This is a genomic window from Alloalcanivorax marinus (assembly GCF_016785095.1).
Lineage (GTDB): Bacteria > Pseudomonadota > Gammaproteobacteria > Pseudomonadales > Alcanivoracaceae > Alloalcanivorax > Alloalcanivorax marinus_A.
The window spans coordinates 396157-417919 of record NZ_JAEKJB010000008.1 but is presented as its reverse complement, the minus strand read 5'-3'; the positions used below and the strand labels follow the sequence as shown (position 1 = coordinate 417919).

Below are 21763 nucleotides of genomic sequence, written 5' to 3'. Positions count from 1 at the left end.
GTTCCTGAAACGGGAACCCCCTTCTGGCAAACCGCCACTATCTTAGATATAACCGTATGTCCGCCGGCCTCCAAGGGGAGGAGACCGGTATCGCCGCCTGGGAACGCCGGCATCAACGACGACGACCTGAAATAACGAGAACGCGGGGGATCATGAACGACGGGAGCGGGGCTTTGACGCAACCGGTGAGACCGCTGCGCGTGGTGCAGCTATCCGACTTTCACCTCTTCGCCGATCCGCAGGGCTGTCTGCTGGGGCTGAACACCCAGTTCAGTCTGGATAAGGTGCTGGAGCGGGTGCGACAGGAGCAGGCCGCGCCGGACCTGGTGGTGGCCACCGGCGACCTGTCCCAGGACGGTTCCTTCGAATCCTATCAGCGCCTGGAGCGGACCCTGGCGGAATTGCCGGCGCCCATCTACTGGCTGGAAGGCAACCATGACAAGCCGGCCCCCATGATGCGTGCCCTCAAGGACCATGAAGCGCGCATCAGCCCCTGTGTCGCCGAGCTGGGCAGCTGGACCCTGGTGCTGCTCGATTCCACCATCCCCGGCGAGGTGCCCGGTGACCTGTTCGAGGAGGACCTGGCCTTCCTCGACCGGGCCCTGTCCGAAGCCCGCGGCGAGCACCTGCTGGTGTGCCTGCACCATCACCCTGTGCCGATGAACAGCCGCTGGCTGGATACCCAGCTGGTCGGCAGCGCCGAGCGCTTCTTCAAGGTCATCGATGCCCACCCCCGGGTGCGCGGCATTCTCTGGGGGCATGTGCACCAGGAATATGACGGCCACCGTAATGGGGTGCGCTTGCTGTCGGTGCCGAGCACCTGCGTGCAGTTCAAACCCGGCAGCGATGACTTCGCCGTGGACGACGCCAACCCCGGTTACCGCTGGCTGGACCTGTACCCCGACGGCGGCATCGAAACCGCCGTCAGCCGGGTGGAGGGCATCGACTTCAAGGTCGATTTCTCCGTGAAGGGCTACTGAACGCCGGCCCGTCCGGTTCCTCGAATTCCAGCGTTGAAAACGCCACCGCGCAGAACAACGAGTTCAGTCTTTTCATGTCGCCAATCAGTTCCAGGTGCAGGGAACTGGTCTCGATGCTCTGCACCACCCGGCGGTGCAGACGTTCCAGATGGGCGTGGGAGAGCTGGCGCTGGCGGTCCCGGAAGCGGTCCTTCTCGATCAGCAGCTGGCGGGCGCTTTCCGGGTCGCCGTCGAGAAACACGGACAGGCCCAGGCGCAGGTTGTCATGCAGCTGCCCATGCAGATCGATCAGTTCCCGCAGGCCGCTGTCGGAGAATGCCCGGCGCCGGGCGGTCTTGCGGTCGCGGACCTTCTCCATCATGTGCTCGATCTGGTCGCCGGCCTGCTCCAGGTTGATGCTCATCTCCATTACCTGGGACCAGCGATGCTGGTCGGTGTCGTGCAGTTGCTCCCGGGACACCCGGGCCAGATACAGCTTGATGCCGGTGTAGAGCGCGTCCAGTTCGTCGTCCTGACGGCCCAGGTCCCGGGCCGGGCCGGGGCGTTCGTCGCGCAGCGCCTCGAGGATGGCATCAAGCATCGCTTCCACGGTGTCGCCCATGCGCAGCACCTCCCGGGTGGCGTTGGCCAGGGCCAGCCGTGGCCGGTCCAGGGCCGCCGGGTCCAGATGGCGGGGCCGGGGAGCGTCGCCGTCACTACCTGAGTCCGGCATCAAACGGGTGGTGAAGCGCGCCATGACACCGGTGAACGGCAGCAACAGCAGGCAGCGGGCGCCGTTGTAGACGACATGAAAGCCGATCACCCGGTCCTGATCGTCGAACGGCAGGGTGGTCAGCCAGTCCGCCAGCCAGGGTACCGCTGGCAGCACCAGGGCCAGCCCGAGCAGCTTGAACAGCAGGTTGCCCAGGGTCACGCGCCGGCCGGCGGCATTGTGCAGGCTGGTATTCATCAGTGCCAGCAGGCCGCTGCCCACGTTGGCGCCCACTACCAACGCCAGGGCCACCGGCAGCGGCAATACCCCGGCGGCGGCCAGGGTGGCGGTGAGCAGCACCGCCGCCAGGCTCGACCAGGTGAGCATGGCGAACAGGGCGCCAACCACGGCGTCCAGCATCAAGTCGCCGGTGAGGGACTGGAACAGCACCTGCACGCCCCGGGCCTCGGTGATCGGGGCCATGGCGTCGATGATCAACTCCAGGGCCAGCAGGATCAGCCCCAGGCCGATGGCCACCCGCCCCAGCTGGCCGGCACGGCTCTGCTTGCGAGACAGAAACAGGGGCACGCCGACGATCACCAGCAGCGGCCACAGCCATGACAGGTCCAGGGTCAGCACCCGGGCCATCACTGCGGTGCCCAGGTCGGCGCCCAGCAGAATCGCCAGGGCGGTGGCCAGGGGCATCAGCCGGTCGGCCACGAAACCGCTGGCCAGCAGGGCGGTGGCGTTGCTGCTTTGCACCAGCGCGGTGACGCCGGTGCCGGCGGCGAACGCCAGCGGTCGGTTCAGGCGGCCGCCCAGCAGGCGCCGCAGGCGCGCGCCATACACCCGCAGCACGCCTGTGCGGACGATGTGGGTGCCCCATACCAGCAGGGCCACCGCGGAAACCAGGTGCAGCAGGGTCATCATGGTGGTGCCGGCCTCCCGCTCCTTCGGATGGTCATCGCACCGTTATAACACGTCGCCGGCATTGGCCGCCGCCGACGCGGCGGGTACCCTTGGTGCCCGTGACCGATCCCGACGCCCAGGATGGACCCCCGATGAGTCAGACCGCTCTTTCCCTCGTTTACATCCATGGCTTCAACAGCTCGCCGGCGTCATTCAAGGCCGGCGTATTGCGCGACGTGTTCGAGCGCGCCGGTGCCGGCGAGCGCCTGTATATCCCGGCGCTGCCGCCGGAGCCGCGCCGCGCCATGGCAACCCTGGAGGCGACCCTGGCCGCCGCGGGGCCCTGCGCGCTGCTGGGGTCGTCCCTGGGGGGCTTCTATGCCACCTGGCTGGCGGAGCACCATGATCTGCGCGCGGTGCTGGTCAATCCGGCGGTGCGGCCCTGGCGACTACTGGACAAATACACAGGTATCAATCATAACTATCACACCGGCGAAGCCTATGAGCTGGACCCGGCCTGGGTGGAACAACTACGCCACTACGCGGTGCCGGAGCCGGGCAAACCCGAGCAGTTGCTGCTGCTCACCCAGACCGGCGACGAGTCCCTGGACTGGCGCGAGGGGTGGGAATACTACGCCGACTGTCACCTCTACCGGGGACTGGGTGGCAGCCACGGCTTTGATGACTTCGACGCCTTTATTCCGCTAGTGTTGCGCTTTTGCGGAATAGAGCTTTAAACCGCCTGACGCTGGACGCCAGACGCCGGACGCTTGAATTGCCCGGCGCCTGGCGTCCGGCATCAAGCGTCAAGCGCATTTAGGAAATCTATGAGCAACGCCTACACCTCCGAGAACATCGAGGTCCTCTCGGGCCTGGAACCGGTGCGCAAACGCCCGGGCATGTACACCGACACCAGCCGCCCCAACCACCTGATCCAGGAAGTGGTCGACAACTCCGTGGACGAGGCCCTGGCCGGCCACGCCAAGAGCATCCGCGTCACGCTGCTGGCGGACGGTGGCATTGAAGTGGAAGACGATGGCCGCGGCATGCCCGTGGACCCGCACCCGGTGCAGAAGAAGCCCGGCGTGGAAGTGATCCTCGCCACCCTGCACGCCGGCGGCAAGTTCTCCAACAAGAACTACCAGTTCTCCGGCGGCCTGCACGGGGTCGGCGTGTCGGTGGTCAACGCCCTTTCGAAAAAGCTGGAAGTGCTGGTCAAGCGCGACGGTCAGTTGCACCGCATGGAATTCGGCGGCGGTGAGAAGGTCAGCGACCTGGAAGTGGTCGACACGGTGGGCAAGCGCAACACCGGCACCATCATGCGCTTCTGGCCGGACGAGAAATATTTCGATTCACCGAAGATTTCGGTATCGCGTCTGCGCCACCTGCTGCGCGCCAAGGCGGTGCTGTGCCCGGGGCTGAACGTGACCCTGGACAACAAGCAGACTGGCGAAAGCGAAACCTGGGAATTCGCCGATGGCCTGGTGGAATACCTGGTGGACAGCACCCGGGGCTGGGAGCGGGTACCGTCGGAGCCGTTCGATGGCGCCATGAGTGGCGACACCGAGGCGGTGGACTGGGCGGTGCTGTGGCTGCCGGAAGGCGGCGAGCTGGTCACCGAGTCCTATGTGAACCTGATTCCCACCGCCCAGGGCGGCACCCACGTGAACGGCCTGCGCTCCGGCCTGCTGGAGGCGATGCGCGAGTTCTGCGAATTCCGCAACCTGCTGCCGCGCGGCGTCAAGCTGACCCCCGAGGACATCTGGGACCGGGCCTGTTACGTGCTCAGCGTGAAAATGCAGGACCCGATGTTCGCCGGCCAGACCAAGGAGCGGCTCAGCTCCCGGCAGACCGCGCCGTTCGTGTCCGGAGTGGTCAAGGACGCCTTCTCCCTGTGGCTCAACCAGCACACCGACGAGGCCGAGCGCCTCGCCGAGCTGTGCATCAACAACGCTCAGAAGCGCCTGCGGGCCGCCAAGAAAGTGACCCGCAAGAAAGTGGTCAGCGGCCCGGCGCTGCCCGGCAAACTGGCGGACTGCACCAGCGACGATCCGGCCCAGACCGAAATTTTCCTGGTCGAAGGGGACTCCGCCGGCGGCTCCGCCAAGCAGGCCCGCGACCGGGTCTACCAGGCGATCATGCCGCTGCGCGGCAAGATCCTGAACACCTGGGAAGTGGACCCGGGGGAAGTGCTGGGCAGCCAGGAAATCCACGACATCGCCGTGGCCCTGGGCATCGAGCCGGGCAGCGACGATCTCACCGGCCTGCGCTACGGCAAGGTGTGCATCCTCGCCGACGCGGACTCCGACGGGCTGCACATCGCCACCCTGCTGTGCGCCCTGTTCCTGCGTCATTTCCCGTCGCTGGTGCGTGGCGGCCATGTGTTCGTGGCGATGCCGCCGCTGTACCGCATCGACGTGGGCAAGGACGTCTATTACGCCCTCGACCAGGAGGAGCGCGCCGGCGTGCTCGACCGCATCAAGGCGGAGAAAAAACGCGGCAAGGTCAGCGTCACCCGCTTCAAGGGGCTCGGTGAGATGAGCCCCCTGCAGCTACGCGAGACCACCATGGCCCGGGACACCCGCCGCCTGGTACGCCTGAGCGTGGATGGCGCTGACGATACCCATCAGCTGATGGACATGCTGCTGAGCAAGAAGCGCGCCTCCGACCGCAAGGTCTGGCTGGAACAGAAAGGCAACCTGGCCGAAGTATAAAGGCGCTTGCACGCGACACGCTTACACGCTGGCGCGCTTTTTCGCGTGTAGCGTGTCAGCGTGTTGCGTGCAAGCCAACGAGCATAGCGAGTAATCATGGCTGACGATTTCGAAGATCTTTCCCTCCGCGATTACACGGAGAAGGCGTACCTGGACTATTCCATGTACGTGATCATGGACCGGGCCCTGCCGAAGATCGGCGACGGCCTGAAGCCGGTGCAGCGGCGCATCATCTACGCGATGAGCGAGCTGGGCCTGAAGAACACCGCCAAATACAAGAAGTCCGCCCGCACCGTGGGCGACGTGCTGGGTAAGTTCCACCCCCATGGCGACTCGGCCTGCTACGAGGCCATGGTGCTGATGGCGCAACCGTTCAGCTACCGCTACCCGCTGGTGGACGGCCAGGGCAACTGGGGCAGCCCGGATGATCCCAAGTCGTTCGCGGCAATGCGTTACACCGAATCCAAGCTGGCCCCCTACGCGGAAGTGCTGCTCTCCGAGCTGGGCCAGGGCACGGTGGAATGGGTGCCCAACTTCGACGGCACCATGGACGAGCCCAAGCTGCTGCCGGCGCGTCTGCCCAATGTGCTGCTCAACGGCACCACCGGCATCGCCGTGGGCATGAGCACCGACATTCCGCCGCACAACCTGAAGGAAGTGGCGCGGGCCTGTATCCATTTGCTCAAGGACCCGGGTGCCTCGCTGGATGATCTGCTTGAGCATATTCAGGGCCCGGACTTTCCCACCGAGGCGGAGATCGTCACGCCCCGCAATGACCTCATTCGCATGTACGCGGAGGGCAAGGGCAGCCTCAAGCAGCGCGCCGTGTACGAGCGCGAGGAAAACGACATCGTGGTCACGGCGCTGCCGTACCAGGTGTCCGGCGCCAAGGTGCTGGAGCAGATCGCCGACCTGATGCAGAAGAAAAAGCTGCCGATGGTCAGCGACCTGCGTGACGAATCCGACCACGAGAATCCCACTCGCCTGGTGATCACGCCGCGTTCCAATCGCGTGGACGTGGAACAGCTGATGAGCCATTTGTTCGCCAGCACCGACCTGGAGAAAAACTACCGGGTCAATCTGAACATGATCGGCATCGACGAGCGGCCCCAGGTGAAAAGCCTGGACACCATTCTCAACGAGTGGCTGCAGTTCCGGCTGGTCACCGTGCGCCGGCGCCTGCAGCATCGTCTGGACAAGGTACTGGACCGTCTGCACATCCTGGAAGGCTTGCTGGCGGCGTACCTGAACATCGACGAGGTGATCGAGATCATCCGTCGGGAGGACGCGCCCAAGCCGGTGCTGATGGAGCGCTTCGGGCTCAGTGACCGTCAGGCGGAAGCGATCCTGGAACTGAAACTGCGCCACCTGGCGAAGCTGGAGGAAATGAAGATTCGCGGTGAGCAGGACGAGCTCGCCGAGGAGCGCGCGCATCTGCAGGCGACCCTGGATTCGCCGGCCAAAATGAAGAAGCTGATCGCCTCCGAGCTGGAAGAGGACATGGAGAAATACGGCGACGAGCGCCGTTCTCCGCTGGTCGAGCGCGCCGAGGCCCGGGCCCTGGACGAGACCGATCTGGTCAGCGCCGATCCGGTCACCGTGGTGTTGTCCGAGAAGGGCTGGATTCGTGCCGCCAAGGGCCACGACGTGGACGCCGCCGGCCTCAGCTACAAAGCCGGGGATAAATTCCTGGCCGCCGCCCAGGGCAAATCCAACCAGCCGGTGTGCTTCCTGGATTCCACCGGGCGCAGTTATTCGCTGCCCACCCATACCCTGCCCAGCGCGCGGGGGCAGGGCGAGCCCCTGTCCGGCCGCGTCAGTCCGCCGTCCGGCGCCAGCTTCGTGGCGGCGGTGATCGGCAAGGAACAGGACGCCTACCTGATGAGCACGGACGCCGGTTACGGTTTTATCGTCCGCTACGGCGACCTGCTGGCCAACAAGAAGGCCGGCAAGAACGTGCTCAATGTGCCCAAGGGCGCCAGGGTACTGGCGCCGCGCCCGGTGGGTGACCCGCGCCAGGATGTGATCGCGTTGGTTTCCAACGAAGGCCGGTTGCTGGTGTTCCCGGTGCGGGATCTGCCGGAGATGGCCCGGGGCAAGGGCAACAAGATGATGTCGATCCCGTCGGCGCGGGTGGCGGACCGCTCCGAGTTCGTCCAGGACGTCCAGGTGCTGGGGCCGGAGGACCTGCTGGTGATCCGCGCCGGCAAGCGCCACCTGAGTCTCAAACCCGGCGATCTGGAGCACTACATGGGCGAACGTGGCCGGCGCGGCGCCAAGCTGCCCCGCGGCTTCCAGAACGTGGATGTGCTCGAGGTGGAGCGGCGCGGTGATTAAGCTTTTTCGGTATCATCCGCTTTGATCCGAGGAAGAGGAGCGGGCGGATGCGGGCCCAGTTGACCGGTATCGTTACGTTTTTGCTGTTGTTGTTGAACACCCTGGTTTTGATCGGGCCGATGATGCTGGTGGCGTTGCTCAAACTGGTGGTGCCGGGGCGGGCCAACAAGGCCCGCCTGTCCGCCTGGGTAATGTGGATCGCCGAGACCTGGGCGGAAATCTGCAAGGCGATCTTCGCGTTAATGACACCCACCCGCTGGGATATTCGTGGCGATGAAGACCTGCGCGGCGATACCTCCTACCTGGTGGTGAGCAACCACCAGTCCTGGGTGGACATCGCCGCCCTGGTGCAGACCTTCAACCGCAAGACGCCGTACTTCAAATTTTTTCTCAAGAAGGAACTGATCTGGGTGCCGTTCCTGGGGCTGGCGTTCTGGGCCCTGGATTACCCCTTCATGAAGCGCCACACCAAGAGCCAGTTGGAAAAGCGGCCGCACCTGAAGGGCAAGGATCTGGAAATCACCCGGGCAGCCTGCGAAAAGTTCGTGGACATGCCGGTGACGGTGGTGAATTTTCTGGAAGGCACCCGCTGCACGCCGGAAAAACAGGCCCGGCAGAATTCGCCGTACACCCATCTGCTGCGGCCCAAGGCCGGTGGCGTGGCCTTCGTGCTGGCGGCCCTGGGCGAGAACCTGGATGCCTTGCTGGATGTGACCGTGGTGTACCCGGGCGGCAAGCCGCCGGGCTTCTGGGCGCTGCTCAGTGGTCGGGTGCCACGGGTGATCGTGGACGTGCGCACGCTCAAGCTGGAGCCCTGGTTGTGGCAGGGTGACTACCAGGAGGATCGGGCGTTTCGCGCGCGGGTACAGAAGTGGGTGAGTGGCCTGTGGGCCGAGAAGGACGCCCGCATCGAAGCACTGATGAAGGAATAGCCGGGTCGTGTGCCGCCCGGTCGCTCCTACCTACGTGCCTCCGTTGTAGGAGCGACCGGGCGGCGTACCGCTTCAGTCGCGATGGCGTCAGAACGCCAGGGTGGCGGCGAGATAGGGCCCGCCGATTTCCAGATCGGAATCCAGGTCGCCCACGTCATCCAGGTCGATTTCCATGCGCGAATAGCCTGCTTCCACGCCCAGCAGGAAGTCCGAGCGCCAGCCGACACGGGCGGTGTAATCCCGCATGCCGCTGCCGTCGTACTCCACCGCGTTGACCTCGCCGCCCACGTACACGCCGGTCAGCGGCAGGTTGGCATGCACCGCCAGATGGCCCATCGGGAACGTCTCATCGGCCTTCTCGTTGGCGGCGTTGCCGAGGGTGTCGGAGCGGATGGTGATGTCCGCCTCCAGGCGCCGCACGGTAATCCCCAGATCCAGCTTCACCACGTTGTCCAGCGGGGTCCAGTAGAAGGTGCCGTCGAGCATCTCCAGATCGTATTCGGAGGACACCTCGCCGGTGAAGGTCTGGTCGTCGAAGGTCACCGGGTCGATCAGGGTGTTGCGTCCGTCGTCGGACAGGTCCATGTGCCGCAGGCGCACATTGGGCAGGATGGGCACGGCGTGTTCAACGCCCACGAACAGCACGGTCTGGTCGCTGTCGTCGAAGCCCAGGTCATCTTCCATGTCGATGTCGTTACCGCCGGAGGCGATGGTGCCGGAGGTTTCCGTGTCCCAGCTGTAGCCGCCGGCGTAGACATCCACCAGGGGCGCGGCCTGGGTGACGGGGGCGGTGGCCGCCAGCGCGGCGAGCAGAGTCAGACGCTTCATGGTTCCTGGTCCTTCTTTTGATAGGTATCGGGGGCAGTATTGCATTGCCATAAACAGCCACAAAGGCGGTTAATCAGTGTTTTACCTTTGTCGGTCGCAGGATGGCGTCAAGGCGGCGCTTTCCTTTATGCTCATGCCGTCAGCAAACCTGTGCACGGATTCACCATGGCCAATTCATTGCAAGACCAGCTCATGAAAGCGGGGCTGGCGGACAAAAAGAAGGCGCGCCGCGCCAAACAGGCGAAGCGCGAGGATGCCAATCGCGCCAAGCGAGGCGAGATCGAGTTCGAGGACCCGGCGGAGCGCGCCCGGCGCCAGCGCGCCGAACAGGCGGAGCGCGACCGCGCGCTCGAAAAGGAGCGCCACGAACGTCAGCGCGAGCGGGAAATCGCCGCCCAGATCCGTCAATTGATCGAGACCCACCGGATTGATCGCGGTAACGGCGAGCACAGCTACCAGTTCGTGCAGGACAAGAAGATCAAGAAGCTCAATGTCACCGGCAAGCAACAGGATCAGCTTGCCCGGGGGCTGATCGCCATCGTCATGCTCGGCGAAGGCCATGAACTGGTGCCGGCGCCGATCGCCGAGAAAATCCGCCAGCGCGATCAGCGGGTGGTGGTGCTGCTCAATGAAAAAGGCGCCGCCGACGAAGGGGACGACCCCTATGCCGATTACCCGATTCCCGACGACTTGATGTGGTGAGCACCGACCATACGGGCGATTGCCCCTCCATCGGTGCCGTCGCGGTCTTGCCGGTGGCACGCCGAGTACGCGCCGGGCTGCTGCTGGATGGCGGAGCCCTCGGCGAGCTGTTGCTGCCGGCCCGGGAGCTGGGCGACGGCGAGCCGCCGGCGGCGCTGCGTGTGTTTATCTACCAGGATGGCGACGGGCAGGCCCGGGCCAGCGCCCGCTTGCCCCGGCTGCTGCCCGGCCAGGTGGGCCGCTTGAAGGTGGTGTCGGTGAGCCGGGTGGGTGCCTTCCTGGACTGGGGGCTGCCCAAGGATCTGTTGCTGCCGTTCGCCGAGCAGGGTAACCGGCCGGAGCCGGGCCGCTGGCAGACCGTGCGTGTGGTGCGCGATCACGAGGGGCGCCTGTTCGCCAGCGCGCGCCTCGACCGGTGGCTGGCGGATACCTGTGACGACTTCGCCCAGGGGGATGCGGTGTCCCTGGTGGTGGTACAGCGTACCGAGCTGGGCTACAAGGTGGCGGTGGAGGGTCGCTACTGGGGCCTGCTGGCGGAGGAAGGCCAACGTGACCTGAAACCGGGCCAGCGGCTCACCGGCTATGTGCAGCGGCTGCGCGCGGACCGGCGCCTGAGCCTGTCTCTGAACCCGCCCGGCGCCGCCAAGCGCGAAGGGGTGGCGGAGCAGGTCCTGCGGCGGTTGCAACAGGCGAACGGTTTTCTGCCGCTGGGCGACAAGAGCCCGCCGGACGACATCCGTGCCACCTTTGGCTGTAGCAAGAACGCGTTCAAACAGGCCATCGGCAAGCTCTACAAGGAGGGTTCGATCATCATCGAGCCGGCCGGCATTCGTCTGCGCTAGGGCCTGTTCGTCACCGAAAAAACCAATAACAACTTCTCGGGAAGCGAACCATGGCGCATCCAAACCGTTTGTACGTATGGGACGACCGGTTTCTGTATCTGACCGACGCCATCGTGTCCGGCCTGACCCAGCGGCATACGCTGACGCTGCTGGTGTCGCTGGGCGACGAAGGCTTCCGCCTCGGCGATGAGCAGGGGCGGGTCGGTGAGTATCCGGCGGCGCTGGTGGGCAATCAGACCGCCCGCTCCCTGGACGCCAGCCGCGCGCCGTTGCTGTCCATGAACTTCGACCCGCAAAGCTACGAATACCATTGCCTGGCCGCCATGCTCGGCCGTCACCCGGTACGCCCGGTGATCGTCACCCCCGGGTGGATCGACCCGGCCGTTCTGCGCACCGCCCGGGAGGGAACCCTGGATGCCGCCGGCCTGTTCCGGCTGAGCACCGCCTTGCCGCGGGCCTTGAGCGGTTATCGCCCGATCCGCATGCCGATGGACATGCGGGTGATCCATATCGCCCAGAAGATCAAAAAAGAGCTGCCGCTCACCAGTACCCTGGAGGAACTGGCCGCCGAAGTGGGGGTGTCCGCCCACCGTCTGCGTCATTTGTTCTCCGACAAGCTGGGTATCTCGATCAAGAGCTATACCCTGTGGGCGCGCATGCGCCGGGCGGTGGAGCTGATCGCCCACGGAGAAGCGCTGTCCGTGGTGGCCCACGATGTAGGATTCTCCGACGCCGCCCACCTGACCCGTACCCTCAAGCAGTTTTTCGGGCTGACCCCTTCCTTCGTGGCCCGGGGCATGGACGTGCGCATGCTGTAATAGCCGCTGCGTTCAAGTGCCGGCGCCCGCTTTGCCCTAGGCTTTCCCGACTGGATACCGCCCGGTGTCCGAAATAACAAGAATCGGGAGACTTCAATGAAAACCCTGTTCCGACCCTCCATGTGGTCGCGGGGCGCCGTGATCGGCGCCGCCGTGATCCTGGCCGCCTGTGGCGGTGACAGCTCCTCCTCTTCGCCGTCGACCGACAGTGACGGCTACCAGGCCACCATCGAACGCACCACCTACGGTATTCCGCACATCACCGCCGAAACCTACGGCGGCGCCGGTTACGGCCACGGTTACGCCATCGCCGAGGACAATCTGTGCGTGCTTGCCTCCGCCTATGTCACTTTCCGAGGCGAGGGCTCCCGCTACTTTGGTCCGGACGCCCCGGCGGCGCCCATGGGCACCTTCGGCAGCCCGACCAACAAGGACGCCGATTTCTTCTTCCGTTTCGTGGTCAACGATGACCAGGTGGCCATGTTCCGCGACGCGCAGCCGGCGGATGTGCGCGAGCTGGCCCAGGGCTTCGCCGCCGGGTTCAGCCGCTACGTGCGTGAGGTAAAAGGTGGCGAGCACGGCGGCCGTCATCTCACCTGCCGGGACGAGCCCTGGCTGGCGACCATCACCGAGCAGGACGTGTTCCGGCGTCTGGTGGCCTTGAACCTGGCCGCCAGCAGTTCCAACCAACTGGCGGCCATCGTCAACGCCCAGCCGCCCTCATCGCCCAGCCCCACCGGCCTGGTGCGCGCCGCCGCCGAGGTGCCCCTGGACGAACACCGCTTCTGGGTGGGCGGCGAGGAAGGCATCGGCAGCAACACCCTGGCGTTCGGCGCCGACGCCACCGAATCCGGCGGCGGGCTGTTGTTCGCCAACCCGCACTGGTACCTGGAAGGCGTGGATCGCTTCTATCAGTTGCAGATGACCATTCCCGGCGAATTGAATGTTTCCGGGGTCTCCATCATGGGCGCGCCCATGGTGCTGCTGGGTTTCAACAACAACATCGCCTGGGCCCACACGGTGTCCACGGCGCGCCGCTTCACCCCGTACTTTCTGCAGATGTCCGATGCCACGCACTACATGAAGGACGGCCAGGAAAGGGCGCTGGAAGCAGTGGAAATCACCATCCAAAAGAAACAACCGGACGGCTCCCTGGTGCCGGAAACCCGTACCCTGTACCGTTCCGAATACGGTCCCATGGTGGATTACCACAACCCGCAACTGCCGGGCTGGACCAACACCACCGCGCTTACCCTGCGTGATATCAACCTGGAGAACACCCAGTCCTTCCAGAACTTCCTGGCCTTCGATCAGGCGGACTCCCTGGACGATTTCTATGCCGCCATCGAGGAGCACGTGGGCATCCCCTGGGTGAACACCACCGCCATCGGTCGGGGTGATGAGCGCGCCCTGTACTCCGACATCACCGCCGTGCCCAACGTGCCGGACAGCCTGGTGGCTAACTGCGCCATGGGCATGCTGGCCAGCGGCCTGCCACTGCTTAACGGCACCACGTCCGACTGTGACTGGCGTCAGGACCCGGACGCGGTATTGCCCGGCGCCTTTGGCCCGGCCAACCTGCCTCACCTGTTCCGCCGTGATTACGTGGCCAACATGAACGACAGCTACTGGCTCACCAACGCCAATGCGCCGCTCACCGGCTATGCCGGCATTATCGGCCAGCAAGACTATCAGCAGAGCCTGCGCAGCCGCATGGGCCACACCCTGGTGGAAGACCGCTTCAACAGCCGTGACGGCTTCGCCGGCTCGCAGATCAACAGCACGCGACTGCGCGACATCGTTCTCAACAGCCGGGTGCTCAGCGCCGAGCTGCTCAAGGAGCCGGTGCTTACGGCGGTCTGCGGCGGCACCCTGAGCGCGGATGAGCAACAAGCCTGCCAGGTTCTTCAGAACTGGGATAACACCGGCAACCTGAATGCCGTGGGCGCCCATGTCTGGACCGCCATCCATGAACGTCTTGCCGCTATTGAGGATCTGTGGGCGGTGCCTTTCGACGCCCAGGACCCGGTGCACACGCCGCGCGGCCTGAACACCGGCAACAGCGACGTGCTCACCGCCGTGCGGCAGGCTTTCAGCGACGGCGTGGCGGAGGTGGTGGACAATGGCGACGCGCTGGATGCTCCGCTGAGCGAGGTGCAGACCTACGCCAAGGCCGACACCGACATCCCGCAATATGGCGGCGAGGGCAGCGAGGGCTACTTCACCGTGCTGCGTAACACCTACCTGCACGTGGTGGATTTCCCGGAGGGTGAGCCGGTGCGTGCCTACACGCTGCTGTCCCACGGCGTGTCCACCGATCCCACCAGTCCGCACTACGCGGATTACACCGAGGCCTACTCGCGCAAGCAATGGCACCGGGTGCCCTTCACCCGCGAGCAGATCGAGAACGCGCGCATCTCCATTACCGAGATCAGCGAGTAACCGACCCGGGCGGCCCCGATCATCCGGGGCCGTTCGCCGGCCCGACGGGCCAGAATGCCCGGCGGCGCTTGTGGGCGCGGCCGGGCTTTTTTATGTTGTGCGCCTGTCCCCATCGAGAGAGAGGCGCCCATGGCCACCGGCACGGTGCACAGCAACGGTATCGAACTGTTCTACGAAACCCGCGGTCCGCAGGATGGCGTTCCGCTGGTGTTCATAATGGGCCTGTCGGCGCAGCTGGTGTTCTGGCCCGAGGGGTTGCTCGACGCCCTGGCCAATCGCGGTTACCGGGTGATCGCCTTCGACAACCGGGATGCCGGCAAGTCCACGCGCATCCGCAAGCCTTTCAAATACGGCCCTGTGCAGGCGATGCTGCGCCACATGGTGGGCCTCAAGGTGCACGCCCCCTACACCCTGAGCGATCTGGTCGACGACACCATGGGCTTGTTGGATGCCCTGGATATCCAGAAGGCCCACCTGGTGGGCGCTTCCATGGGGGGCATGGTGGTGCAGCTGGCGGCGGCCACCCGGTCGGACCGGGTGCTCAGCGCCACCTCCATCATGTCCAGCACCAACAGCCCGCTGTTGCCACCGCCCAAGCCGGCGGCGCTGAAAACCCTGGTGGCGCCCCGGGTGGAAATCGAAAACGTGGATCAATACGTGGCGTTCGGCCTGGACATGATGGCGAAGCTGGGCGGCACCCTGGACCCTGGCCGCGACGAGCTGGAGAACATGTTCCGGCGCAGTTGGGAGCGCGGCCTCAACCCGCGTGGCATCCGCAACCAGTTCCTGGCCATTCTGGCCACCGGCAACCTCACTAAAAGGCTCAAGCGGGTGCGCTGCCCGGTGCAGGTGATCCACGGCGGCGCCGACCCGCTGATCCGCCCTGCCGGTGGCAAGGCCTCGGCGCGGGCCATCCCCGGCGCTCGGCTGACCATCATCGACGGCATGGGCCACGACCTGCCGCCCTCGGCGCAGCCGCGCATCGTCGAACTGATCGACGCCAACTGTCAGCGGGTGGCGGAAGAGAAAGCGGTGGCGGTGGGGGTTTGAGGGAGGGGCTGGACGCCGGACGCTGGACGCCAGACGCCAGACGCCAGACGCCAGACGCCAGACGCCAGACGCTCAACCCGGGCCTGAAACCCATGGTGCGCTACGGCCAGGAAGGTGAGGCCGGGCAGGAAACACACCATTCCTTCCAGCGCAGGGTTTTAGCGTCCAGCGTCCAGCGTCAGGCACCTAAAGCTCATGCTCGCCCGAAGGGAAACGGCCACACCCGCTCAATACGCCCGGCGCCGCTGAGCACCATCTGTAGCCGCTCCAGGCCCAGGGCCACGCCGCTGCACGGCGGCAGGCCCGCCCGCATCGCGGCCAGCAGATAGAGGTCGGCGGTCATCGGCCGTTTACCGGCGGCGCGGCGTTTTTCATTGTCCCGTTCGAAGCGGCGCGCCTGTTCGTCGGCGTCCAGCAGCTCCTGGTAACCGTTGGCCAGCTCCAGGCCCCGGTGGTAGATCTCGAAGCGGCGCGCCACCCGGGCGCCGTCCCTGTCCTCGGAGGTTTGCGCCAGGGCCGCCGCCCAGCCGGGGAAATCCGTGACCACGGTGAGCAGCGCCGGGTCCAGGGCCGGCTCCACCTCCAGGGCCATCAGGTAGTCCACCGCCTGGGGGCCGCTCAGACCCGCCGGGGCGCCGGCCTGTTCCGCCCGGGCGGCCAGCTCCGCCGCCGCGCTGGTGAGCGGGTCCAGCCCGGTCACCGAAGCGAACAGCTCGCGGAAGCGGCGGCGCTCGGCGCCGGCGCCGCACAGCGGGCCCAGCAGCGCCAGACATTCGTCCACCAGGGCATCCAGGTCGAAACCGGGCCGGTACCATTCCAGCAGGGTGAATTCCGGGTTATGGCGGGCGCCGGCCTCGCCATCACGGAACGCCCGGGCGATCTGGTAGATCGGCCCGCTACCGGCGGCCAGCAGCCGTTTCATATGGTATTCAGGCGAGGTTTGCAGCCAGCCGTGGCCGGGGACTTCGATGGCGTCGATGTGCTCGTCACTGACGGCGTGGGCGGCCAGCAGCGGTGTGCTCACCTCGAGCACGCCGCGCGCATCAAAAAAGGCGCGCACCGACCGTAGCAGGTCGGCGCGCGCCTTCAGGGCATCGTGGGCGGTGGTGGGGCGCCAGGATGCATCGCTCATCAGCGTGCTCAGTTCTTGATGCGGCCCACGTATTCGCCGGTGCGGGTGTCCACCTTGATCACCTCGCCTTCCTGCACGAACAGCGGCACGCGAACCACCGCGCCGGTGCTCAGGGTGGCCGGCTTGCCGCCGGTGCCGGCGGTGTCGCCCTTCAGGCCCGGGTCGGTCTGCACGATCTCCAGCTCCACGAAGTTGGGCGGCGACACGCTCAGCGGCTCACCGTTGTACAGGGTGACCTCGCACATGTCCTCTTCCTTCAGCCACTGCTTGGCGTCGCCCACGGCGTCGGCGCCGGCCGGCTTCTGGTCGAAGGTGTTGGGGTCCATGAAGTGCCAGAATTCGCCATCGCTGTAGATGTACTGCATGGTGACGTCGAGAACGTCGGCGCCTTCCAGGCTGTCGCCGGACTTGAAGGTGCGCTCGATCACCTTGCCGGTCTTCAGGTTACGCAGTTTCACGCGATTGAAGGCCTGGCCCTTGCCCGGTTTGACGAACTCGTTTTCGATGATCGAACACGGGTCGCCGTCGAGCATGAGCTTCAAGCCGGATTTGAATTCGCTGGTAGAATAGCTGGCCATAGACTCTGATCCACTGTTGCGGGAATTTCCGGATGGCTTTGAAAAGGTTGGCCATGATAACTCAGGAGGCCGACGGTTGGCAGGTGCCCGATTGGCGCCGCCTGCAGGCGGACCTGGTCACCGACGTGGCGGTCCTGTGTGAGAGCCTGGGACTGGACCCGGCGCGGCTGCCCGGCGGCGTCGACACCACCAGCGATTTCCCGCTGCGCGTGCCGCGCCGTTACCTGGAGCGCATTGAGCCCGGCAACCCGGACGACCCCCTGCTGCGCCAGGTGCTGGCCAGCGGCCGGGAGCGGGAAAGCGTGCCCGGTTATGGCGCCGACCCCCTTGACGAGGCCACCCACACCCCGGTGCCCGGCCTGCTGCACAAGTACCATGGCCGCGCCCTGCTGGTGGTTACCGGGGCCTGCGCGGTGCATTGCCGCTACTGTTTCCGCCGCCACTTCCCGTACCAGACCCATCTGTCCGGGGGGCGCTGGAAGCGGGCCCTGGAGTGGCTGCGCGGCCGTGATGACATTCGCGAGGTGATCCTCAGCGGCGGCGACCCCCTGACCCTGGGCAATGAACGGCTGGCCTCCCTGCTCGAGGAACTGGCGGCGATTCCCCATCTCGACCGGCTGCGCCTGCACAGCCGCACCCCGGTAGTGATCCCCGAACGTCTCGACGATGGCCTGTTGAGCCTGCTGGACACGCCGCGCTGGCGCACCACCCTGGTGTTGCACGCCAACCATCCCCGGGAGATCGACGCCGGGCTGGTGGACCGCTGCCGGACCCTGACGCGGGCCGGCGTGACCCTGCTCAACCAGGCGGTGCTGCTGGCCGGGGTCAACGACGACGCCGACACCCTGGCGGCGCTGTCCGATGCGCTCCACGACGCCGGCGTGCTGCCTTACTACCTGCATCAGTTGGACGCGGTGGCCGGCGCCGCTCATTTCGCCGTGCCCGATCACCGCGCCCGGGCCCTGCACGCCGCTTTACGCGCCCGCCTGCCCGGTTTTCTGGTGCCCCGGCTGGCCCGGGAAGAGCCCGGCGAGGCGGCCAAGACAGTGCTGGCTGGTTAATTTACAAGCAGGTGTTTTTCCCGTACGGTTTTGTGATTCAGTTCACAAAATAGCGGGCGACGGGGCCCGTCGGTGAGGGAGACACCGATGCACGAGGCTTGGCCAACGGATTTGGCATGGGCGCTGCCGCCCGATGCCGATCAACCCATCGAAACACTGTCCCTGGGCAGCGACTGGCCGCGACGCCTGCGCGCCTGGCTGGCGACACTGCCCATCGATGAACCGATGAGGGACCCACGGCGTGGCGTGCTGCCTCTGCTGCGGCTTGTCGAGGAGCTCGCTCGCCTGCGGGTGGATGCGCGCCGCCGTCTGGCGCTTCTTGAGGAGGTGCGTTCCTGTGTGCACCAGCTTGCCCAGGTCCTGGAGGCGGATTTCCTGAACCAGCCCCTGGTGCCACCGGCGCGCAGCCGGGCCGCCGCCGACCACGCCCAGGCTCTGTTCGAGCAACTGGCGCGGGGCTACCAGGCGGTGGCCGTGGCGCTGCTCAAGGGGCGTTTGGGCCCGTCCGCCCGCCAGGCCGCCGCCACTGCCTTGCAGCGGGCCGCCGAGGCACTGGCCCAGCGATTGTGCCTGGCCTGGTTGCTGTATACCCCGGTGCCGGAAGGTTTGTGGAGGCGCCTGCACCGTCTTTATGCCACCGCTGAACACCATGCTCTGCAAACCGTCACGGTGGCCGATTCGCTGCTGCCCGGACGCGAGGGCTCGGTGCACAGCGCCTACGCCCGCTTGCTGCTGGTGGCCAGTGCCCAGCCCAACCGGTTGCGCCCCGCCGCCTTGCTCGCCCTGTACCGGGGGGCGGGCCACTGGGCGCATTGGCTGTCGCTGCACGGGGATCGCCGTCAGGCCCGTTTCCGGGTGGACCCGGAAAGCGACCAGGGGCCATGGCCGGTGGGCCGGACGGCCCCGCCCGGGCACCTCTATTTTGACCCCCGGCCCCTGGCCCAGGCCCTGGTGGATGGGGACGGAGGCCCCGGTGTCAGCCCGCAGGGCGACATTCTGTTGAGTCAGTTGCGAGCGGTCTGGCTGAGTGTGCCGGATCGTGCCCGGCCACGGCATGCGGTCACCGGCGAGGCCGGCCTGCTGCTTGGCCTGAAAGCCGCCCACGACAGCCTGGAACCGGGCGGTGGTGAGCTGGACCCGCATCCGGTGCATTGGCTGGACCGTGCCGAAGGCGGCTGCCGGCTGGCCTGGGAAGGCGCCACGCCTCGGGGCCTGCGCACCGGCGCGCCGGTGGCGGTGCGTGACCCGGAGGCCGGTGTTTGGCGGGTTGGGGAGGTACGCTGGGTAGCCCGCCAAGGCGACGGCGCACAGCTGGGCGTGGCCCTGTTGCCCGCCGGTACCCGTCCGGTACGGCTCAGTCATGGTTACGGCGACACCCTGCCGTCCCCGGCCCTGTTGATCCCCGGTGGTGTCGATCGGGCGGAGGAATCCCTGCTGGTTCCCACCGCCGAATTTCGCCCAGGGGCGCGGATCACCCTTTGGGAGGGGCCGCCCCGACTGGCCCGCCTGGCCACCCGGGTGGCCGCCTCCCCGGATGTCACTCGCTTCATCTTGCGCCCGGATTGACCTCCGCCGAGGCGATTGCGTTGATCCAGGTCTTTGGCGAACGGAGCGGCGTCAGGCACAATGTATGCCCTACGAATAACGGATGAGCACTGGCGCCGATGACATACGCTCTCGATACCCTCCGCTTGCTGATCGCCCATGACTCCCAGGATGAAGCCGAGCAACTGATGAACGCTCTGCGCAATGCTGGCCGGGCGACCCGGGCGCAACTGGCGTTGAATGAGGACGACCTGGTGCGGGCGCTCAAGGGCGGGGCCTGGGAACTGATGCTGTGCCGGCCGAGCTTCGGCAACGGTACCTTCGAGAGTGCCATGGCCCACATCAACCGGCTCGGCAAGGCGCTGCCGGTGGTTTTGCTCAGCGACGACTACAACGCGGAAATCGTCCGTGACGCCTACAATGCCGGTGCCCGCGCGGTGGCCCCCAAGGACGACCGTGAGCTGCTGATGCAGTGTGTCGACCGGCTCATGGAGTTTCTGCGCCTGCGCAAGGAGCTGCAGCACTCGGAGATCACCCGCCACGAGGCGGAGAAGCGTCTTCGATTACTGATGGACCAGAGCCGTGACGCCATCGCCTATGTGCTGGACGGCATGCATATCCACGCCAACGAAAACTATGCCCGTATGTTCGGCTATGACGACGCCGATGAGCTGGCCGGCGTGCCGATCATGGACATGGTGTCCGCCGATGACCACGATCGCCTCAAGCAGTTGCTGCGCAGCCGCGCCCAGGATCAGAGCCAGACCAACGAACTGGAATGCCGGGGCGTGCACACCGACGGTAACGAGTTCGGCGCCAACTTCATTTTCTCGCCGAGCACCTTCGATGGCGAGGCCTGCACCCAGATCGTGATTCGCGCCACCGGCCTGGATGAAAACGCCCTGCAGGAGCGGCTTCACGAGATCAGTCAGACCGACCAGGTCACCGGCCTCTACAGCCGCACCTGGTTCATGGAACAACTGGATCAGGCGGTCAGCGACGCGGCCCGGCAGGGCGAACTGGCGGCGGTGCTGTATCTGCGCCTGGACGATTTCGAGCATCATCAATCGCGCCTCGGCATGGAAGGCGCCGACGACGCCCTGCGCGTGGTGGCGGACTGGCTGCGCGGCCACTGCGTCGGCGCCAAGCTGGCGCGGGTGGACGGCGAGGATTTCGCGGTGCTCAAGCCGGTGGCCGACATCGACGAAGCGGCTGCCCTGGCCGAGGAGCTGCGCGCCGGCATCGAGACGCTGATGCCCGAGGTGGCGGCGCGCACCGTGCACATCACCGCCAGCCTGGGCGTGGCTTTCGCCCGCGAGGACGCGCGCAGCAGCCAGGACATCCTCACCAAGGCGCTCAAGTGCTGCAACCAGGCCCAGCGGCAGAACGACGAACAGGGCAATGCCATCAAGATCCACGATCCCATGGACGATGTGGCCGCCGGTTCCAACGAGGCGGTTGCCCTGAGCATCCGCCAGGCCCTGGAAAAAAGCAGCTTCCGTCTCAGGTATCAGCCGCTGATGAGCCTGCGCGACGAAGGCGAGCAGATTTTCGAGGTGTTCGTGCACATGCCCCAGAAACAGGGCGACGACCTGGCCGCCGCGGACTTCATGCCGGTGGCGGCGGAGCTCGGCATGGCTGGCAAGGTGGATCGCTGGGTGGTACTCAACGCCATGCGCGCCGCCGCCGCCCTGGACGAGAAGGTTACCCTGCTGGTCAATCTGAGCGGTTACTCCCTGGGCGAGGCGGGGCTGGCGGAATGGCTCACCAAGGCCATGCGCGCGGCGCGTCTGTCCGGTGAGCAGGTGATCTTTCAGTTTTCCGAGGGCGACGCGGTCAACTACCTCAAGCAGGCCGGCGCCTTCGCCGAGACCATGCGCAAACAGGGCTGCGGGCTGTCCATCAGCCGCTTCGGCGGTGGCCTCGACCCGTTCAAACTGTTCGAGCACATCCCCGCCACCATGGTGAAGTTCGAAGGCTCGTTCACCCAGGAGTTGGGCAAGGCGGAAAGCCGCGAGCGTTTCGCGGAACTGATTCAGCAAGTGCAGGGCAGCGGGCGGCGCACCCTGGTCGGTTTCGTGGAATCCGCCGCGCAGATGCAGACCCTGTGGACGCTGGGTGGGGTGGATTACCTGCAGGGCTATTACCTGCAGGCACCAATGGATCGCCTGGAGGCGGCGGAAACCACCGACGGCTGAGAAT

General features: G+C 66.1%; 17 protein-coding genes. 13 read left to right on the top strand and 4 right to left on the bottom strand.

What is annotated here, in order from left to right; all coding sequences use genetic code 11:
- Positions 1-152 precede the first annotated feature (152 nt).
- Positions 153-980 carry a 3',5'-cyclic-AMP phosphodiesterase gene (gene cpdA, locus JF515_RS08955; RefSeq protein WP_203103360.1) on the top strand — a complete coding sequence of 276 codons (828 nt, stop codon included), beginning with the start codon at positions 153-155 and terminating at the stop codon, positions 978-980.
- Here cpdA and JF515_RS08950 read toward each other — a convergent pair.
- The gene (locus JF515_RS08950; protein WP_203103358.1) at positions 949-2601 is read right to left on the bottom strand and encodes a Na/Pi cotransporter family protein; all 1653 of its coding nucleotides are present in this window, start codon (positions 2599-2601) and stop codon (positions 949-951) included. The genes cpdA and JF515_RS08950 overlap by 32 nt on opposite strands.
- A 131-nt stretch (positions 2602-2732) precedes the next feature.
- Here JF515_RS08950 and JF515_RS08945 point away from each other — a divergent pair, with 131 nt between their 5' ends.
- From JF515_RS08945 to JF515_RS08930, 4 genes are all read left to right on the top strand, one after another.
- Positions 2733-3317 (top strand): YqiA/YcfP family alpha/beta fold hydrolase, encoded by a 585-nt coding sequence (locus JF515_RS08945; RefSeq protein ID WP_203103356.1) that lies wholly within the window; start codon positions 2733-2735, stop codon positions 3315-3317.
- A 90-nt stretch (positions 3318-3407) separates the two neighbouring features.
- On the top strand, positions 3408-5294 hold the full coding sequence (gene parE, locus JF515_RS08940) for a DNA topoisomerase IV subunit B (protein WP_203103354.1): 1887 nt from the start codon (positions 3408-3410) through the stop codon (positions 5292-5294).
- Between the two features lie 96 nt (positions 5295-5390).
- Positions 5391-7631, top strand: a complete 2241-nt coding sequence (gene parC, locus JF515_RS08935) for a DNA topoisomerase IV subunit A (protein WP_203103352.1) — start codon at positions 5391-5393, stop codon at positions 7629-7631.
- Between the two features lie 47 nt (positions 7632-7678).
- Positions 7679-8563, top strand: a complete 885-nt coding sequence (locus JF515_RS08930) for an acyltransferase (RefSeq protein ID WP_203103350.1) — start codon at positions 7679-7681, stop codon at positions 8561-8563.
- An 87-nt stretch (positions 8564-8650) separates the two neighbouring features.
- Here JF515_RS08930 and JF515_RS08925 read toward each other — a convergent pair whose 3' ends face one another.
- Complete coding sequence (locus JF515_RS08925; RefSeq protein ID WP_203103348.1) at positions 8651-9391, bottom strand: TIGR04219 family outer membrane beta-barrel protein; 741 nt, start codon at positions 9389-9391, stop codon at positions 8651-8653.
- 165 nt (positions 9392-9556) lie between these two features.
- Here JF515_RS08925 and JF515_RS08920 point away from each other — a divergent pair, with 165 nt between their 5' ends.
- From JF515_RS08920 to JF515_RS08900, 5 genes are all read left to right on the top strand, one after another.
- Positions 9557-10093 carry a DUF2058 domain-containing protein gene (locus JF515_RS08920; RefSeq protein ID WP_203103346.1) on the top strand — a complete coding sequence of 179 codons (537 nt, stop codon included), beginning with the start codon at positions 9557-9559 and terminating at the stop codon, positions 10091-10093.
- On the top strand, positions 10090-10935 hold the full coding sequence (locus JF515_RS19675; protein WP_338015190.1) for a CvfB family protein: 846 nt from the start codon (positions 10090-10092) through the stop codon (positions 10933-10935). The genes JF515_RS08920 and JF515_RS19675 overlap by 4 nt, the downstream gene beginning before the upstream one ends.
- A 50-nt stretch (positions 10936-10985) precedes the next feature.
- Positions 10986-11753 carry a helix-turn-helix transcriptional regulator gene (locus tag JF515_RS08910; RefSeq protein ID WP_203103344.1) on the top strand — a complete coding sequence of 256 codons (768 nt, stop codon included), beginning with the start codon at positions 10986-10988 and terminating at the stop codon, positions 11751-11753.
- Between the two features lie 96 nt (positions 11754-11849).
- Complete coding sequence (locus tag JF515_RS08905) at positions 11850-14195, top strand: penicillin acylase family protein (protein ID WP_203103342.1); 2346 nt, start codon at positions 11850-11852, stop codon at positions 14193-14195.
- Between the two features lie 129 nt (positions 14196-14324).
- Positions 14325-15245, top strand: a complete 921-nt coding sequence (locus JF515_RS08900; protein ID WP_203103340.1) for an alpha/beta fold hydrolase — start codon at positions 14325-14327, stop codon at positions 15243-15245.
- Positions 15246-15438: 193 nt separating this feature from the next.
- Here JF515_RS08900 and epmA read toward each other — a convergent pair whose 3' ends face one another.
- Together epmA and efp are read right to left on the bottom strand one after the other, a co-directional pair.
- Positions 15439-16377 (bottom strand): EF-P lysine aminoacylase EpmA, encoded by a 939-nt coding sequence (gene epmA / locus JF515_RS08895; protein WP_203103338.1) that lies wholly within the window; start codon positions 16375-16377, stop codon positions 15439-15441.
- Between the two features lie 8 nt (positions 16378-16385).
- Positions 16386-16955, bottom strand: coding sequence for an elongation factor P (efp, locus tag JF515_RS08890; RefSeq protein WP_203103336.1), 570 nt, complete (start codon positions 16953-16955; stop codon positions 16386-16388).
- A gap of 53 nt (positions 16956-17008) precedes the next feature.
- On the opposite strand from efp, the gene epmB reads away from it, so the two are divergent.
- The 3 genes from epmB to JF515_RS08875 all read left to right on the top strand — a co-directional run bounded on the left by epmB (position 17009) and on the right by JF515_RS08875 (position 21759).
- Entirely contained in the window at positions 17009-18016 is a 1008-nt protein-coding gene (epmB, locus tag JF515_RS08885; protein ID WP_203103334.1) for an EF-P beta-lysylation protein EpmB, read from the top strand.
- Between the two features lie 87 nt (positions 18017-18103).
- Complete coding sequence (locus tag JF515_RS08880) at positions 18104-19582, top strand: hypothetical protein (RefSeq protein ID WP_203103332.1); 1479 nt, start codon at positions 18104-18106, stop codon at positions 19580-19582.
- A gap of 98 nt (positions 19583-19680) precedes the next feature.
- Positions 19681-21759, top strand: a complete 2079-nt coding sequence (locus JF515_RS08875) for an EAL domain-containing response regulator (protein WP_203103330.1) — start codon at positions 19681-19683, stop codon at positions 21757-21759.
- The last annotated feature ends 4 nt before the right edge of the window (positions 21760-21763 follow it).

Excerpts from the sequence above, each read along its gene's own strand:
- cpdA (WP_203103360.1), top strand. The coding sequence starts at position 153 with ATGAACGACGGGAGCGGGGCTTTGACGCAACCGGTGAGACCGCTGCGC.
- JF515_RS08950 (WP_203103358.1), bottom strand. The coding sequence starts at position 2,601 with ATGATGACCCTGCTGCACCTGGTTTCCGCGGTGGCCCTGCTGGTATGG.
- JF515_RS08945 (WP_203103356.1), top strand. The coding sequence starts at position 2,733 with ATGAGTCAGACCGCTCTTTCCCTCGTTTACATCCATGGCTTCAACAGC.
- parE (WP_203103354.1), top strand. The coding sequence starts at position 3,408 with ATGAGCAACGCCTACACCTCCGAGAACATCGAGGTCCTCTCGGGCCTG.
- parC (WP_203103352.1), top strand. The coding sequence starts at position 5,391 with ATGGCTGACGATTTCGAAGATCTTTCCCTCCGCGATTACACGGAGAAG.
- JF515_RS08930 (WP_203103350.1), top strand. The coding sequence starts at position 7,679 with ATGCGGGCCCAGTTGACCGGTATCGTTACGTTTTTGCTGTTGTTGTTG.
- JF515_RS08925 (WP_203103348.1), bottom strand. The coding sequence starts at position 9,391 with ATGAAGCGTCTGACTCTGCTCGCCGCGCTGGCGGCCACCGCCCCCGTC.
- JF515_RS08920 (WP_203103346.1), top strand. The coding sequence starts at position 9,557 with ATGGCCAATTCATTGCAAGACCAGCTCATGAAAGCGGGGCTGGCGGAC.
- JF515_RS08910 (WP_203103344.1), top strand. The coding sequence starts at position 10,986 with ATGGCGCATCCAAACCGTTTGTACGTATGGGACGACCGGTTTCTGTAT.
- JF515_RS08905 (WP_203103342.1), top strand. The coding sequence starts at position 11,850 with ATGAAAACCCTGTTCCGACCCTCCATGTGGTCGCGGGGCGCCGTGATC.
- JF515_RS08900 (WP_203103340.1), top strand. The coding sequence starts at position 14,325 with ATGGCCACCGGCACGGTGCACAGCAACGGTATCGAACTGTTCTACGAA.
- epmA (WP_203103338.1), bottom strand. The coding sequence starts at position 16,377 with ATGAGCGATGCATCCTGGCGCCCCACCACCGCCCACGATGCCCTGAAG.
- efp (WP_203103336.1), bottom strand. The coding sequence starts at position 16,955 with ATGGCCAGCTATTCTACCAGCGAATTCAAATCCGGCTTGAAGCTCATG.
- epmB (WP_203103334.1), top strand. The coding sequence starts at position 17,009 with ATGATAACTCAGGAGGCCGACGGTTGGCAGGTGCCCGATTGGCGCCGC.
- JF515_RS08880 (WP_203103332.1), top strand. The coding sequence starts at position 18,104 with ATGCACGAGGCTTGGCCAACGGATTTGGCATGGGCGCTGCCGCCCGAT.
- JF515_RS08875 (WP_203103330.1), top strand. The coding sequence starts at position 19,681 with ATGACATACGCTCTCGATACCCTCCGCTTGCTGATCGCCCATGACTCC.